Origin of the sequence: Alteromonas ulvae (assembly GCF_048987005.1) — a bacterium.
Lineage (GTDB): Bacteria > Pseudomonadota > Gammaproteobacteria > Enterobacterales > Alteromonadaceae > Alteromonas.
The window spans coordinates 4,134,869-4,150,585 of the sequence record NZ_CP185261.1; the positions used below are offsets into that span (position 1 = coordinate 4,134,869).

The 15,717-nt window shown below is 44.6% G+C and carries 13 protein-coding genes; 5 read left to right on the forward strand and 8 right to left on the reverse strand.

Translation table 11 applies throughout. The annotated features are described in order from the left end of the window. Positions 1 to 74: 74 nt before the first annotated feature. Positions 75 to 491 (reverse strand): alternative ribosome rescue aminoacyl-tRNA hydrolase ArfB, encoded by a 417-nt coding sequence (arfB, locus tag ACOJR9_RS17855; protein ID WP_420934224.1) that lies wholly within the window; start codon positions 489 to 491, stop codon positions 75 to 77. Between the two features lie 203 nt (positions 492 to 694). Here arfB and ACOJR9_RS17860 point away from each other — a divergent pair, with 203 nt between their 5' ends. Beyond that, positions 695 to 1,645, forward strand: coding sequence for an alpha/beta fold hydrolase (locus ACOJR9_RS17860; protein WP_420934225.1), 951 nt, complete (start codon positions 695 to 697; stop codon positions 1,643 to 1,645). Here the strand turns inward: ACOJR9_RS17860 and ACOJR9_RS17865 are convergent. After that, positions 1,632 to 2,066 (reverse strand): hypothetical protein, encoded by a 435-nt coding sequence (locus ACOJR9_RS17865; protein ID WP_420934226.1) that lies wholly within the window; start codon positions 2,064 to 2,066, stop codon positions 1,632 to 1,634. The genes ACOJR9_RS17860 and ACOJR9_RS17865 overlap by 14 nt on opposite strands. Before the next feature lie 337 nt (positions 2,067 to 2,403). On the opposite strand from ACOJR9_RS17865, the gene ACOJR9_RS17870 reads away from it, so the two are divergent. Together ACOJR9_RS17870 and ACOJR9_RS17875 are read left to right on the forward strand one after the other, a co-directional pair. After that, complete coding sequence (locus ACOJR9_RS17870) at positions 2,404 to 2,931, forward strand: cytochrome b (protein ID WP_420934227.1); 528 nt, start codon at positions 2,404 to 2,406, stop codon at positions 2,929 to 2,931. 21 nt (positions 2,932 to 2,952) lie between these two features. Beyond that, positions 2,953 to 3,519 (forward strand): YceI family protein, encoded by a 567-nt coding sequence (locus tag ACOJR9_RS17875; protein WP_420934228.1) that lies wholly within the window; start codon positions 2,953 to 2,955, stop codon positions 3,517 to 3,519. Positions 3,520 to 3,684: 165 nt separating this feature from the next. Here the strand turns inward: ACOJR9_RS17875 and ACOJR9_RS17880 are convergent, their stop codons facing one another. Beyond that, a complete protein-coding gene (locus ACOJR9_RS17880) occupies positions 3,685 to 4,989 on the reverse strand; it encodes an NAD(P)/FAD-dependent oxidoreductase (protein ID WP_420934229.1) in 1,305 nt (434 codons plus the stop codon). A gap of 443 nt (positions 4,990 to 5,432) precedes the next feature. Then, positions 5,433 to 7,526 carry a TonB-dependent receptor gene (locus ACOJR9_RS17885; RefSeq protein ID WP_420934230.1) on the reverse strand — a complete coding sequence of 698 codons (2,094 nt, stop codon included), beginning with the start codon at positions 7,524 to 7,526 and terminating at the stop codon, positions 5,433 to 5,435. A 383-nt stretch (positions 7,527 to 7,909) separates the two neighbouring features. Here ACOJR9_RS17885 and ACOJR9_RS17890 point away from each other — a divergent pair, with 383 nt between their 5' ends. Beyond that, complete coding sequence (locus ACOJR9_RS17890; protein WP_032097660.1) at positions 7,910 to 8,353, forward strand: DUF2721 domain-containing protein; 444 nt, start codon at positions 7,910 to 7,912, stop codon at positions 8,351 to 8,353. A gap of 143 nt (positions 8,354 to 8,496) precedes the next feature. On the opposite strand, the gene ACOJR9_RS17895 is transcribed toward ACOJR9_RS17890, so the two are convergent. After that, positions 8,497 to 9,516, reverse strand: a complete 1,020-nt coding sequence (locus ACOJR9_RS17895) for a purine phosphorylase (RefSeq protein WP_420934231.1) — start codon at positions 9,514 to 9,516, stop codon at positions 8,497 to 8,499. Positions 9,517 to 9,802: 286 nt separating this feature from the next. Beyond that, positions 9,803 to 11,110 carry an OmpP1/FadL family transporter gene (locus ACOJR9_RS17900; RefSeq protein ID WP_420934232.1) on the reverse strand — a complete coding sequence of 436 codons (1,308 nt, stop codon included), beginning with the start codon at positions 11,108 to 11,110 and terminating at the stop codon, positions 9,803 to 9,805. A gap of 387 nt (positions 11,111 to 11,497) precedes the next feature. On the opposite strand from ACOJR9_RS17900, the gene ACOJR9_RS17905 reads away from it, so the two are divergent. Further along, positions 11,498 to 12,496: an NADP-dependent oxidoreductase gene (locus ACOJR9_RS17905; protein ID WP_420934233.1), complete on the forward strand. Its 999-nt coding sequence runs from the start codon at positions 11,498 to 11,500 to the stop codon at positions 12,494 to 12,496. A 168-nt stretch (positions 12,497 to 12,664) separates the two neighbouring features. On the opposite strand, the gene ACOJR9_RS17910 is transcribed toward ACOJR9_RS17905, so the two are convergent. After that, positions 12,665 to 13,729 (reverse strand): GGDEF domain-containing protein, encoded by a 1,065-nt coding sequence (locus ACOJR9_RS17910; protein WP_420934234.1) that lies wholly within the window; start codon positions 13,727 to 13,729, stop codon positions 12,665 to 12,667. Between the two features lie 72 nt (positions 13,730 to 13,801). Beyond that, complete coding sequence (locus ACOJR9_RS17915; RefSeq protein WP_420934235.1) at positions 13,802 to 15,703, reverse strand: ATP-binding protein; 1,902 nt, start codon at positions 15,701 to 15,703, stop codon at positions 13,802 to 13,804. Between the last annotated feature and the right edge of the window lie 14 nt (positions 15,704 to 15,717).

Genomic DNA, 15,717 nt, shown 5'->3' on the forward strand with positions numbered 1-15,717 from the left:
GTTATATTTATTAGAATTTTCCGTTGTCTTGCGGAATGACAAATGTTGAGGCTTATACTTTAGTTTATTTACTCCTAAACTTCCACTTTTCCACGCAAAGATTTTTTCGCACCTCGTAATTTTTTTGCGTCGACTCTTCGCGCTTTCGCAGCGCGACTCACTCGCGTGGGTTTTCTTGGTTTTTGCTTAATCGTCGCTGCTTTAATCCACCCTATCAGTCGAGTAATCGCATCTTCTCTGTTTTGTTCCTGCGTTCTGTAATTTTGCGCCTTTAATACAAGAACGCCGTCGGTAGTGATTCGCTTGTCTTTTGCAGAAAGCAAACACTCTTTGAGGGAATTCGGCAGCGATGATGCCCGTATATCAAAGCGCAAATGAATGGCGCTACTTACTTTATTCACATTTTGACCACCCGCGCCCTGTGCGCGAATAGCCTGCATCTCTATTTCGCTTTCATCAATTGATATTGACGACGTTATTTTCCGTTCCATTAACCTTCCTATAACCTACTTAACGGGCTTCTTGATGACTTTTGTAATGAGCGTTTCGCCGCTTTCTTTTTTTCATCAATACGCATTTCTCAAACCATACATTTCTCAAACGCTATGTCCTTTCACACGAACATGCGATTACGTTATTGACGCTGTTTCAAGAAACCTATACGTTTGTTAATCTATTCTGTATCGGAACACTTATGCTCATTGCATTGCTTATCATTGTTTTTATCCTTGCCTTACTTGTTTGGTTCACCACTAAGATTGATAAAAAGATTGAACAAAACTTCTTTGCACCAGGCAAGCTGACTCCCGTAGAGGGTGGCACAATTCACTGGCAAAAGCAGGGAAGTGGTCCCGCACTGGTGCTTATTCATGGTCTGTTAGGCAATAGTGCTAATTTCTCGAAGCTTGCATCAATACTAGCAACTCGCTACACCGTTTACAGTATTGATAGACCAGGAAATGGGTTTTCTATCCGCAAAACGTCTACATCAGCATCATTTGAAAAACAAAGCAGCATGATACGTGAATGGATGGACAAGGTCGGTATCAAAAGTGCTTACCTTGTTGGCCACTCCATGGGTGGCGGAATTGCACTGCGCATGGCGCTTGATGCCCCCGAGCGCATTAATGCTGTTTCGCTGCTGTGTCCACTCACCACCCAGCTGTTGAAAGGCGCAGGTCCGCTTTCCATTCTTTACATACCTAACAACTTTCTACGTAAGAGCATATCTAAAACTATCGCTAGCCCGTTTAGAGTAAAATTTGGCAGCAAACACATATCGCAGATTTTTCACCCTGAAGCAGTCCCAAAAAGTTTCGCAAAACATGAAGGTGGGGCGCTAGCTCTGCATTCAAAGTCTTTTTACGAGGGAAGTCGTGATACTGTGGCAGCGCAAGCTAGCTTAGGTCGCCAACACACATCCTATAACCGTATAACCTGCCCCGTTGGCGTATTATATGGTGAACAAGACGCTATTTTAGCGCCTGATATGCATATACGTCCTGTAAAAAGTCTTATCGCGGGTTCTGTATCAGAAATTATTGGAGAGGCGGGTCATATGATCCCCGTAACGCAGCCTCAGCGTTGCGCTGACTTTATTTTTACTATTAACGACAAGCATGCGCTAAATATTAGTGCATCGTAGTCTTTTGCAGCGCCGAGCCATCACCCTGTTTATGTTTTGATAAAATGGGCGAAAATTGCTCTTCCGCATCGCTTTGCTTTAACGAACGAAGGTAGTCGGATATACGCTCTAGCCCGTCATACTGCGAACATGTATCCGACGGAGTTGATCCAAACGCTATATTATAACTATAAAACCATGAGTGTATTCGTTCAGTGTTTCCTTTTGACATGGCACTGAGTAAATAATACATACGGATAAATGACAGCTGCTTTCTGTAAGCTGGTGCGCTGTTTTCGAATCCATTTAAGGTATTCTTTGCTAGGGTTTGCGTAGAAATTCCTAGTATTTCAGAAACCTGCGTAACATTTAGGCCTAATTCTTGAGTTGCCCACGTGAACGCTTTTGTCACCACATTAGTGGGGAGCGGCGTTTTGCTCATGTTCTTACCTCATTTCTAAACGACATTATTGTCCTAACCGTGTTCTAATTTTCGTTATTCCCCAGTAGTGCAGCCAAAATCGAGCCAAATTTCGTAAATAAACACGTAGCCGCTATTAAACTTTTGTAGCACGACTTACGTTTAAAGAGTCGTATGTCTTAGCGCTTCATTTTCAGGACCGCATTTTAGCCTAGCAGAGATATGATTGATTAAGTCACGACTTACGAGTGTCTTTCAGATTAGATTCTAAAAAAAAGAATGAATTATCGAATTTTTAGAAATTTTCATTCTTAAGGTTAGGCTATAAGCTGAAGTTATCATCAGAGATGGATGCACTATGAACACGAGATGGCCGCGAATTATTTTACTTATCCATTGGACTACCGCACTGGCAGTAGCTAGTATGTTTGCATCTGGGCTGTGGATGGTCGATCTCACTTACTACAGCGACTGGTACAAAACCGCGCCCCACTGGCACAAAAGCGCAGGCCTCATTCTTTTAGCCTTAACGCTGGCACGCATAGTATTTCGCTTGATTAGCACTCGGCCAATTGCCCATGGAAACCAGCTTGAAAAGCGCGCAAGTCAAGTCGGACATCTTCTCTTATATGCGCTGCTGTTGAGTATGTTCACCTCTGGTTACCTAATTTCAACCGCCGACGGTAGAGCGATTGACGTTTTTAACTGGTTTGCAGTACCTGCTATTGGAGAGCTCATTGAGAATCAAGAGGATATCGCGGGCGACGTTCATTTCTATTTGGCATGGACGCTTATTGTTACTGCCTCACTACACGCAGTAGCAGCGCTAAAACATCATTTTTTCAATAAAGACGACACGCTGAAGCAGATGTTACGGCTTCGCTAAAATTCAATGAAAGGAGATACCATGAAGAAGTTAACACTGGCACTAGCAGCCGCATTATCGATGAGCTCTGTTCAAGCAGCAGATTACGTAATCGATAGTAAAGGCGCACACGCGTCAATCAACTTTAAAATTCAGCATTTGGGTTATTCTTGGCTTACCGGTCGCTTCAATGATTTTGAAGGCACATTTAGCTATGACGACGAAAAGCCGAGCGATGCAAATATAATGGTAAATATTACCACCGACAGCATCGATTCTAATCACGCTGAACGCGATAAGCATTTAAAAAGCGACGACTTTCTAGACGTTGAAGAGTATCCGTCCGCAAAGTTCGTAAGCACTAAAATTGTTGAAAAAGGCGACGGTATGATGGACGTAATGGGCGACTTTACGTTTCATGGTGTCACCAAGCCTATTACCATCAACGCGAAAAAAATTGGCGAAGGTAAAGATCCATGGGGCGGTTACCGCGCTGGGTTCATGGGAACGACGGTTATTGCACTGAAAGACTTCGGCATTGATTACGACCTAGGTCCGGCATCGCAAACGGTAGAACTAGAGCTGCACGTGGAAGGCGTTAAGCAATAAGCACAAATAAGCTTGTGATAAGTAAGTTCGCCACAAGTGAAAACAAGCAGAATAAACAGCCCGCGTACCGGTTCGATGCTTTAGCAACAGCCGGTATGCGGGCTTCTTTTATCAGCGAGCTTTCTGTTATTAACGCGCTCTCCTTTATTAGCAAAAAGGCAACGCCTAATGAAGCTTAAGTTTTGGGCTCATGGCGTGGCTCAATTTTTTAACCAGCAGCTTGAGCACCCCTTTCACCTTTCCGTGAACGGCAAACTGGTGCATGTTATACAGCGACACATACACTAGCTTGGCCAGTCGGCCCTCAATAAACATACTGCCGTTCGACAACGAACCCATCAAACTGCCTACCGTGCTGTATTTACTCAAATGTACTAACGAACCGTAATCCTGATAAACAAAAGGCTTTGTTGTTTTGCCATTAACTAGGGCACAAATATTATGAGCTACAATGTCTGCCATCTGGTGAGCGGACTGCGCCCGAGGCGGTACCCACTTTCCATTATCCTGCTGAAAACCACAGCAGTCGCCCAGTACCCAAATCGTTTTTTCTGTGGTGCTTCGAAGCTGCTCATCAACAAGAATTTGATTCGCTTTATTGGTTTCAAACAGCCCCATGCTGGTAACAAAATCTGGCGCTTTAACCCCTGCCGCCCACACCATTAAGTCAGCGTCGATACGGGAACCGTCTTTGGTGATAAGCCCATCGCAATCTGCCTCTGCTACCGTTGTTTGTTCTTTAATAACAACGCCTAAGTCGTTTAATGCCTTACGAGCCGTATTGGCAATGCGCGTCGGCAATGCGGGAAGTATGCGTTCTCCAGCCTCAATAATAGTAATCTTAAGTCTCGAAGCGGACATGTCCGGCATGCCGTAGGCCTTTGACAGATTGGCCACATGGTGAAGCTGCGCCGCTAGCTCTGTGCCTGTAGCACCAGCACCCACAATGGCAACGTTAATATGCGCGTTTTTATCTGAATTAGGGCCTTCTTGTTGGTTTACACGAATTAGTTGATTTAACAGGGCGCGATGAAAGCGCTCGGCCTGTGCCAATGAATCAAGCAGGTAGCAGTGTTTTGCTACACCTGGCGTACCAAAATCATTGCTTACGCTCCCGATTGCCATAACAAGCTGGTCGTATTCAACCTGGCGCTTGGGAAGCACCTCATGCCCCTCTTCATCTATAAGCGGTGAGAGTGTGAGTGTTTTTGCTGCGGCATCTATTGAGCACATTTCTCCTAACTGGAAGCGATAATGATGTGATGCCGCGTGAATGGCGTAATCTACCCCGTCAGAATGCTTATCAATAACACCAGCAGCCACTTCATGTAACAGCGGCTTCCAAACATGGGTTCGGCTTCGATCTACCAGCGTAATATCAGCTTTCTTTTTACTGCCAAGCTTGCGACTTAAACGGCTGGCTAATTCAAGTCCACCTGCGCCGCCTCCCACTATGACTATTTTTTGCATGTGTGTTTACCTATAAAAATCATTCCACCTATAAACACTGATGCAATACTTTATAGGTGGCGTGACTTTCTAACGTGGTTAATCTGATGCGGCTAATCTGGCGTGAATGATTAAGTGCAACCCATGCAGCGCTAGCAGCACATCTACAGATTACGCCTATCATGTTGTACCTACAAGTGATGTTAGATAGCCCTTTGAGTGCGCAGTTATTACAACAAGGTGCACTTCCTTAATAGAAACAAGTACGCTTCCTACCAGCTCTTTTTGGTAGTCTTTCTTGGGTAACTCTCTCTAGTAACCCAGTCTAGTCACCCTCTCTGAGCACCTCGCATAACACTGTTACACAGCAGGCGTACTTGGCAACTGTGGTTAGCAACTGTGATTGGCAACTGTGATTGGCAACTATATTTAGCAGCTGTATTTAGCAACGGTAAATACTAAACTTACATCGTAAATGTGGCGCTTAACATAAAGTTACGTGGTCGCCCCGGAAAGTAACGTGGGCCAGTGAACGAGGTAAAATCAGCTCGTTCAGCATAGGTTTCATCAAGCAGGTTATTAATGCGGGCGTATAAGGTCATATTGTCAGACACCGCATAACTTGCACGGGCATGAAAAAGGTTGTGCCCCTCATATTCGTTGGCATTTTCTGGGTCAGTAAAATAGCTCGCAACGTGTTGCCACTCTAGCTGTGTATCTATGGCGTCGGTTAGCGAATATTGCAATCGAGTGTTTGTAAGCCAGTCAGGCGCCGTATCCATATCGTTGCCTTTAATATTGACCTCTCCAGATAGCTGGTCGTGTTCATAGGTATGGGCAGAATAGGAGCCCGCAAAATCGATGTTCAAGCGGGAGTTGATAGCATAATTAAAGGTAAGCTCAACGCCTCTGTGCCAGGTTTCTCCGTTGCTAACGTTAAAGAAATCGCTATCGCGATAAATGACGTTATCTTTCTCTAAGCTATACAGAGACAGTACATAGCTGCCGTCAGCCAGTTCGCCCCGTATACCAACTTCTATGTTAGTTGCGTCTACCGCGTCTAAGTCAGTCACTTGTTGCGCTCGTTGTAAGCGGTAAAGCTCTGTGGCTTGAGGGGCTCGATAGCCTTTGGCTACACCTCCATAAAAATGGGTAGTCTCAGACAGTTCATATTGCATCGATAGTTTTGGGCTGAAGTTATCAAAACTATTTTTGCCGCTTTCAGGGCGGCTATATCTGCACCCGCCAAATCCGCATTCAGCACCGTCCTCTGTCAGTCTCCCCGCATTCATATTATTGGTGTAGTCGTATCGCATACTCTCGAATCGACCGCCAATGGAAATGTCCCATGCGCCCTGCTGCACATTAACGGCAAAAAACGGCGCTAACAGCGTTGCGTCTACGTTGTAATCGTAATGCTTCCCTTGGGGCACAGTTTCAACGAGAAACGCCGAGCCTACCGTTTCACTGTCTTGCGATTGAATGAGTTCACCTTGGGTATATTCAGCATCTAGACCAACATCAATATTCAACGAAGGGCTCATAATGTAATTGTATTGAGTTAGCACACCTACGCCTTCTTGCGCGTTTTGCTCAAGTGGTTTACCCGGCAGAAAATGCATTCTAAAGTCCATAGACTGATCGCGCACATATGGGGTAATAGACAAGGCACTGTTGTTATCAAATAGCCAATCTACTTTGCTCCAAATGCGTAAGCTTTTCGCCTTTCTAAACGCCTCTGGATTTGGATTACTCTGCGCCACCTGCTTATCTTTGTAACTTTCAAAACCGGTTATATAGCCTGCCGTTTCCTGATCGAGATTGGTGTACGTTACACCGCTTGTTATCGACACATTATTGAAGTCAGCTCTATGGCGAATATTCACTTTTTCCTGGTCAACGCCCTCATCGTTTCGATAACCCGTGTCTCTGGTGATGCTCGCATTAATGCCCACTCCACTATCACCAAAGTCTTTACCTTGCCTTAATTTAACGCGATGAAATCCGTAAGAGCCGTAGTCGACGCCTAACACGCCGCCCCCTCTGGTGGTGTCAGGCGTTACTACGTTAATAACGCCGTGAATGGCATTGGAACCATAAAGCGCAGACGCCGGCCCTTTTATCACATCAATACGCTGGGCCATTTCGCCATGAGCCTCAAACAGCTCGTTAATATTACAAAAGCCAGCCGCTCGCAACGGAATGCCGTCTTCTGCAGCTAAAATACCGCCACAGGCTCCTGCGCCGGAAAGCACGGGAGAGCGCAGTGCCGGTAAATACTCTTGTCCATTGCCTCGTTGTACGCCCGCTCCCGCGATATAATTCAGCGATTCTTGGATGTGTTGAAACGATAACAAGTCAAGAGTGTCTTCAGTGACAGAGGAAACGATATAACCAACATTATTTTTGTTACCCACAATGCGGGACGAAGTGGTTTCAATACGCTCAATATTGTCGCTATTTTCTGCAGCTGACACAGTTGATAGACCAGCGGTTAGCGACAGTGTGGTAAGGGAAAGTATGATAAACGACAATGGAAATAACGGCTTAAACGTCATTAATAATCCTTTGAATAATTAGTTTGCGGTGACTTTTTTGTATCCGTTTTTATTTGCACTAGCTTTTTTTTCAGATGAAAATGTTCAGATGCAGTAGCATGTTCATCTCTGCTATCTTTCTGATAAGCGACTACGTCTCGTAAGCCTATTCAGCTAATTTTGATAAACCTGTGCGCACTGATACAACGATTCAAAATCAGATATGCATATATAAAAATGTAAACCGCGTGATACCGTTACTATACGGTATTGTTACCATTACAAAAAAAGCATTACGTTAAACGTTCATAAAAGTAAGACAGATCGGGCTTTCACCCACTTTTAAGTACAATAAACATGTATTTACACAATGTAATTAGACATAGCTATCTAGGAAGAACGCATTGAACACACTGATCCCAAGTCTCTCACAACTCATAGAATTCGCTGTCGCGCCCGTATTTTTACTCACGGGGATTGCAGGCTTTTTAAACGTAATGTCTTCGCGGCTAGGGCGAATTTCAGACAGGGTGCGTGTTGCGGAAAGACAAATTCATACGCTATCCGACCCGCACATTGTGGACAGGTCTAAGCGCGAAATTAAAGTGCTGTGGAGAAGAGTAAAGGTGATTAATTGGGCTATTGGCCTTTGCGTTACCTCAGGCCTTCTCGTGTGCACTGTCATCATGGCTTTATTTGCAGGTTCGCTGTGGATAGTCGATTTAAAAACACCCGTGATAGTGCTTTTTATTCTTGCCATGATCTTCTTGATAAGTGCGCTAATCGTGTTTTTAGTCGAAGTTAAATTGGCCACCACGACTATCAATATGGTGCGAACCATTCGCTGATGGCGCATCATTGCTAGTCCCATATTGAATCTGCTAACAGCGCGCTTTTTCTCTGCGCGCTCTAGCAGTTTACCCGCACTAGCAGTCTAGGCGCTCTAATCGTTTGAGCGCACTAGCAGTCTAGGCGCACTAGCAGTGAAATGTTATTGGCCTTTCGATAGCTCGTCTAGCACAGAAAAAAGTACATTCGCCCCAATTCTCGATACTTCTGTATCGTATTTACTTTCTACATTAAGGCCTTCTTGCCCACCTGCTAAATCGCTAATGGCGCGAATAATCACCCAGTCTACCTCATTGATGGTGCACACTTGGCCAATAGCCGCCGACTCCATTTCGGTCACTTCTGCACTAAACACGTCCCGCGTCCACTTCCTGTACTCTCGATTATCTAAAAATACCGAGCCCGTAACACCGTTACCACCCACGAAAAGAGTAGCATCACGATCATCTAGCACTCGCTGTGATGGCATGGTGGACATGGCTGTCTGCGCAGCATCTAGAAGGCGTTGCGTTGCACTGAAATAGGCCGTATCCACCGGTTCATCCATGCCTTCTTTTACAATAAGCACTTCATCGGGGTGAATAAACTGAAACGGTTTGTAATTAGGTAAATGTGGATCGCTAATGCGACGAGCATCTTGTTTTTTCACAAATGCCTCATAATACTCGGGAAGAATATACTCGCCCGGTGCTCTGGGGTCTTCATTGGTGTACACACTCTCATCGTGGTAATACCAACGTGCGGGCACAATGACATCTCCTGGTTGCCACTTTGGATTCACCGCGCCTGCAATACCCATAAATACCACCTGTTTTATGGGGAAATAGTCTAGCGCCATTTGCATAGATAACGCCGCATTGGCAATACTCATACCCGTGGCAAACACAAGGATAGGCTGGTTGTGATACGTGCCTAAACGATACGTTATCCCTTTGATATTCGTTGTGGTGTGAATATTTGCATTTGGATCTTGCTCAATACGATTCAAAATCCCCTGCATTTCAGGGGCATAAGCCACAGTAATAGCGGTGAATGACGGCGACTCAAACACTTTAGGCCCATATTCAGCCGTGCTTGAACTATCAATATCAATGGTTGATGTGCAGCCGGATAGCCACAACGAACTAAAGGTGAAAAGCAATACGAAAATGTGTTTTTTCATGAACGCGTTATGTCGATATCAGTGATTGAGATACTTTAACCTATCATTTTATTTGGCTAAAAAAACCTCCAATTAGTCGATTTAAATCATTTTCAATCCACATAAGCAAACGGCACATAAACAAACAGCGCACAAACCGCAGCTTTCGCTGCGACTTCTTTGCTGAAATTAGTCTGCTGAAAATGTGTGTACCCGACTTAGCGAACTGGGTCTTATTTGCTAGATCTGTTTGAAGTACTGGGCTCAGGTAAATTTGAGCCCTTAACCTATAAAAACAAAATGGCACTTAAAAGCGGTGGTTAACCTGTACGCTAAGAATATGCGCAGTGGCAGATTGAGTACCCACAAACGTAGACGTTAATGTACCTTGCTCGTTAAGCGCTCGCATTTTGTTGATATCCGCTTCTCGGCCGTTGATGTAAACATAGGCGCCATCAACAGAGGTATTGTCACTAAACGAATACGTAAAGCCACCTGAAACCCAATGGCGATCGGTATCTGGAATACTGAGTGAACGGTTTTCTACCGTAACTACACCATCGTCGTAGGCATAACCTGCACGTAGAGTTAGCTCATCGCTGAATAAATACGTAACACCAACGGACGCGCGCAGCGAATCATCAAAGTTTTCTTGTTTGATCAAAAAGTCCGAACCATCCCTTAAATTAGCTTCTAGCTTTTCAAAGGTGCTCCAGTCGGTGAACGTTAAACTGGCCTGTACCGACCACTGACTGTCTAGCTTTTGGTTTACTGCCAACTCCGTGATAGCTGCTAAATTCAAATCTAGGCTACCAGGTTGATTTAACGAAGGCGTAATTTGTGAACTTACCTCACCACTTAACGTTAGCTCAGTTTCAGCGCGATAAGACAACGCGATGCTCGTCATATCTGTTGGCTGCCAAAAAGCACCCACATTCCATCCGAAGCCCCAATCTTCCCCTTCCAACTTAAAAATAGAGGTTGTTGCAGGCACTTGCGTTTGCAGTGCATTGCTCAGTATTGGCGATAGGCTATTGGAGATTGCTGAACTTATTTCTGCATCTGCAAACGTAGCGTTAATCCCCACGCCTAGCATTAACTGTTCATTCACTTTATAGGAAACTGCGGGGTTAAGCGTAATTGAGCGTACCTCTGCGGTATCGGCAAAATGCAGTGCATCAAAGTTATCGTCATAATCTGAGCGCAACCCATAGGTAGTGAATAAACCTACGCCAGCAGCCCATTTGTCGTTGAGGGGCGTTGTATAAAAAATACTTGGAACAATGGCAGTATCCGCTATATCGCGGTTCGAGGCATCGGCAGCGCCAATGGTTTGCCCGCCGGCGGCATAGCTAACATCACCGCTAACATCTACGCTTGGTGCAATAACGCTCATTGAGCTACTAAATTGCGACTGTGTAAACACGCCAATAGCCGCTGGATTAGTGGCTAGAATAGAGGCGTTTTCGGGGGTTGCGGCTTGGCCTGCCATTGCGCGACCTAAGCCATTAGCACTGTGCTCGTTAACCTGAAAACCAGCTGATAAAGCTGAAGAAGAAGCGAATGTTGTTAACGCTAGGCATACCGAGGCACGAAGAGAAAGCTGTTGCTTCATAAAATACTCATTTGAAGAAAAAATTGCAGCGCGCATTCTACGGACAGGAGCACATTTGTTCAACAATACCAATTACTATTCACGCACTTTTATCACTATTTTTACAATTTTAACGACACGTTCGCCGAATTTATGACCTAACATGAAAACCGCACGTAAACAACACATGCCCTTTATGTTAACAGTGAAATATAAATAAGCGCTCTACACACTTCTCTCCGAACTATTTTACTCAGATACAAATCACTCCTGCACTTGTATGTACTGCATATGTGCGCACTACTTGTGTTTAAATAAACAGCCCCCACTCATCTTAAGAGCCTAAACCTAACTACAGTCTCTTTCTTTTTGAAGAGAACTGATGGTTAACACTATAAGGAGGTAACCATGGCTACCTACAAATCGATATCCCTTGTTCAGCGTCCTGATGACAAAAAAATAGGTCCTCACCTTTTTGAAACCAAAGAACTAGACATTCCAGAGGTAAAAGACGGACAGGTACTGATAAAGCAGACCCACATGTCTTTAGACCCAGCAATGCTTGGCTGGATGAGTGAAGACAGAGAAAGTTATATTCCGCCTGTAGAGCTTGGTGAAGTAATGCGCTCAAGCGGCGTAGGTGAAGTTGTTAAGTCTAAAAACGCCAAATTCGCCGTAGGCGACAAAGTAATGGGCATGACTGGCTGGCGAGAATACGTAGTAAGCGACGGCTCAGGATTTAATAAATTACAACCCGGTGTAACGGAAGAGATGGCGCTGTGTGTGTTTGCACTGCCAGGGCTTACTGCAACCACAGGCTTGTATAACTTTGGCCACCCAAAAGAAGGTGAAACCATCGTAGTCACCGGTGCTGCGGGCTCGGTAGGGTCTATGGTAGGTCAATTAGCAAAAGCGGATGGCTTACGTGTAATTGGCGTAGTTGGCAGCGATGAAAAAGCGGATTGGATCGTCAACGAATTAGGTTTTGACGGTGCAATAAACTACAAAACAGACGATCTAGAAGCCAAACTGGCTGAACTAACGCCTAATAAGGTTGATGTTTATTTTGAAAATACAGGTGGACCTATTCAGCACCACGTTTTCAATAGAATGAATGCACATGGTCGAATAGTGGTGTGTGGCATGATTGCCGACTACCAGGCTGACGAACCTTCAGCAGGTCCAAATTGGATCCCACTTATCAAAAAGCGTATTACCATTCGCGGTTTTGCTATGCCCGATCACTGGGGCGAACTACCACAACTGCTTGAAAAACTCACGCCTTACGTGCAGCAAGGCAAAATAAAGTATCGCGCCCACGCTATTGATGGACTAGAAAACGCCCAGAAAGGTTTGAACATGCTGTTTGAAGGCAAAAATACAGGCAAGATGATTGTAAAACTGTAGGCCGATATACGGTCAACGTTTTGTAATAACATTACATACCATGGTTTAAGGCCTTTGACACGGCATAAATCGTGGTGTGTTTGACACTGTTTAATCGGTTGAGCTTTGCCGTTCCATATTCGACTATTTAGACTCGCAGATGGCGATTTGCCAATTACCATTCACCAATTAAAACGGGGCAAGTTCGTAGCAGGCCTTACCCTTGTCTTTCGCTCTATAAAGCGCTTTATCTGCAACACCAATAAGACTATCTATTGATGTATCCCCGGGTGTGTTGGTAATGACAGCGCCGATAGAGCAACTGATAAATGGATGTGCCGCATTAGGAGCGTGAGCCAAGTTCGTTTTCTCCCAGCCCTGTAAGATTTTTTGGCAGCTTTGCTTAAGTTGCTCTTCATTAACGTCACTAAGCACAACCACAAACTCCTCTCCTCCATAGCGGCCTATGATATCCGTTTGACGCTTAAATATGCCCCGCAATATAGAGGATTGTTGACGTATTGCTTCATCACCCTGCTGGTGCCCATAGTGGTCGTTGTATTCTTTAAAATCGTCCAAATCTAACATGATGACGGCCAATGACACATTGTGGCGCTTTGCGTAGGCCAATAGGTTTTCGCTTTGATTGCGCAGAGCGCGCCTGTTGAGTAAATCTGATAAGGGGTCGAACTTACTGAGCTTGGCCAGGCGATCGTTGGTTTTTTTCAGTAACAAAAGACTTCTGTCTAACCGATATTTTGCGTACGAGCACGTAAACAAAGAGGCGGCGACAAAGCCCACCGAAATAGGCATACGATCGCCATAGGCCGGTGCTAGCCACATCACCACCATAAAGCCAATTACATTAATTACTGCACTGGTAATCGCAAAGCGAAAAGGAATGCCTAAGGCAAATACACAGTAAAACGCATATAAAATGGTTCCCTCATAGGGAAAAGCAAATTGGTACTCCTGCCAGCAGATCCAAATTACCCAGTAGTTAGAGTAAGTCAGCGCCACTAAGAGGGTAGTAAAAATAAAGGCTCGGTAACGAGAAAAGTGCCGCCAAAATGACAGCACCATAGCGATAAAAATAATCGGGATTTGAAAAAAGAGGCGATCATAGAGATAAATTTGATGCATCGCGCTTGGCAACAATAAAAAATCTGCAACCATAAAGCACGCTACAATGAGTGCGCCAATGATTAGGGCTATTCGGAGGCGAACTCTCTCTTTTGCTGTATTAAATTGCACGGAAAATGCCTCCATGTTTTACATGTAACCCTCTAATTCTAAAGCCAAAAAGCCCATTCATCCTTAAAATCATCACAGGTTAAGTTTCAATAGGCTATTTCTTAATGCATCAATGGTAATGGGCTTCGTAACAATATGGTTCATTCCCGCTTCTTTAAATGCTACATGTCGTTCCTGAAACGCCTCGGCAGTTAAGCCCACAATGGGTATTTCACCGAGGCCCGCTGGCAGCTTTCTAATGCGACGAGTGGCTTCTATGCCATCCATCACTGGCATGTGAACGTCCATAAACACCATGTCAATGCCGCCTTCTTCCACCCTTTCAATGGCAAACATGCCGTTTTCCACATGATTAACGTTGCAGCTAAGCTGCTCTAGCAACGCTTTTGCCACAACAGCGTTGATGGCGTTATCCTCTGCTAAAAGTACGTTAATCCCTTTGCGAAGTTGGGCTGCGCCTTGTCCATTTGCATTTGAGCCGCTTTCAGTGATGTCCACCTTCAGACGGCTTTTCACCATGGCAGTGACTAAGAAGTTTGACCCCTCACCCACTTTACTCATTACTTTAATATCACCACCTAATAATTCAGCAAGCTGTTTGGCGATTGACAGTCCTAACCCTGTGCCACCATACTGGCGAGTAATAGACGAATCTGACTGAGTAAATTTGTCAAATATGTGCGCTAGCCGGTCTTGCTCTATGCCAATTCCAGTGTCTTTTACCGATATAGAGAGCTTGTTTTCTTGAGTGTTTCTATCGGAGGGCTTTTGTAGCTTTGCAGATATCGTTACCGTGCCCTCGCGGGTAAACTTAATCGCATTACTCACTAGATTAATGACTATTTGGCGCAGCTTAGTAACGTCGCTGGTTACCACAACATCATCGAGATTTTTACTGGAGTAAATCAATCGTGCACCATTTGCACTTGCATTAGTTCCGAGCAAGGTAATGAGATCGCTCAGCATCTCCTCAAGATTGAACTCCGCCATATCTAGTTCTGACATTCCAGACTCAATTTTTGAAAGGTCTAATACATCATTTATTACGTTGGCCAAAATAGACGCTGACGCTTTTAAGTCGGCAGAGTACTTTCGCTGTTTGTCGTCAAGCGGTGTATCGAGCAATAACGTCGCAAGACCCTGTATACCGTTTAATGGTGTTCTTATTTCATGGCTCATTACCGCGAGAAAATCGGTCTTTGCGCGGTTAGCTTGCTGTGCTTGATTGACATAATCAGCAATCTCCACAGACATCACTTCCACATCTCTTGCTAAGCTACCTAGCTCATCGTCTTGCTGAACGTTGATGTTTACCTGCTTGTGCTCAATAGCTATCCTACTTGCTGCATTTCTTATTTTTTCCACGGGAGAAATAACGAAGTATTGAGTCACTTTTCCCATCAAAAGAGCCACTAGCACGACTGCAAACACGGTTACCAATATGGTCAGCCATGCAATTTTCGACAGTGAGGCCTGCAGCTCATCGGCTGGCTGAATAACGGTTAACTTCCAATTCCAAGGGGAAAATTTGGTGCATGCAAATAAGACATCTTGACCATCGAACTGCGACTCACCAAACGCCAATGTGAAATCGCTCACGGTAATCACCGATGCACTACTAGTATCAGGAATACCTTGCTGGCTTAACGTGGTGTAAAGAATTTGCCGCGTACTTTCATCGCTGATCAAGAAATGTCGTCCAGTTCGGGTATACAAACCTTCAAGTTCCTCGAACACTTCTTTTTGATAAGCCGTTCTAAACACGGGGACATTTTCGAGCCCGGAATCTATTAAAAGCGCTCTGCGATCCTCTACAATTTCCATCACGTTAAAGGCCAGCATTTGAGTGAGTAGTTGATATTCGCGTTCTCGCACAGACTCGTAAGCAATTAGATAGGCCCAGTAGCCAGTTAGCGCCATACCAACAAACAATATTGGTATATAAATCGCTAATAATTTTGATTTTATTCGCATATTAACTCTTATCC

Bases quoted from the DNA above. Each gene is read 5' to 3' on its own strand.
- arfB (WP_420934224.1), bottom strand. From the start codon at position 491: ATGGAACGGAAAATAACGTCGTCAATATCAATTGATGAAAGCGAAATA.
- ACOJR9_RS17860 (WP_420934225.1), top strand. From the start codon at position 695: ATGCTCATTGCATTGCTTATCATTGTTTTTATCCTTGCCTTACTTGTT.
- ACOJR9_RS17865 (WP_420934226.1), bottom strand. From the start codon at position 2,066: ATGAGCAAAACGCCGCTCCCCACTAATGTGGTGACAAAAGCGTTCACG.
- ACOJR9_RS17870 (WP_420934227.1), top strand. From the start codon at position 2,404: ATGAACACGAGATGGCCGCGAATTATTTTACTTATCCATTGGACTACC.
- ACOJR9_RS17875 (WP_420934228.1), top strand. From the start codon at position 2,953: ATGAAGAAGTTAACACTGGCACTAGCAGCCGCATTATCGATGAGCTCT.
- ACOJR9_RS17880 (WP_420934229.1), bottom strand. From the start codon at position 4,989: ATGCAAAAAATAGTCATAGTGGGAGGCGGCGCAGGTGGACTTGAATTA.
- ACOJR9_RS17885 (WP_420934230.1), bottom strand. From the start codon at position 7,526: ATGACGTTTAAGCCGTTATTTCCATTGTCGTTTATCATACTTTCCCTT.
- ACOJR9_RS17895 (WP_420934231.1), bottom strand. From the start codon at position 9,516: ATGAAAAAACACATTTTCGTATTGCTTTTCACCTTTAGTTCGTTGTGG.
- ACOJR9_RS17900 (WP_420934232.1), bottom strand. From the start codon at position 11,110: ATGAAGCAACAGCTTTCTCTTCGTGCCTCGGTATGCCTAGCGTTAACA.
- ACOJR9_RS17905 (WP_420934233.1), top strand. From the start codon at position 11,498: ATGGCTACCTACAAATCGATATCCCTTGTTCAGCGTCCTGATGACAAA.
- ACOJR9_RS17915 (WP_420934235.1), bottom strand. From the start codon at position 15,703: ATGCGAATAAAATCAAAATTATTAGCGATTTATATACCAATATTGTTT.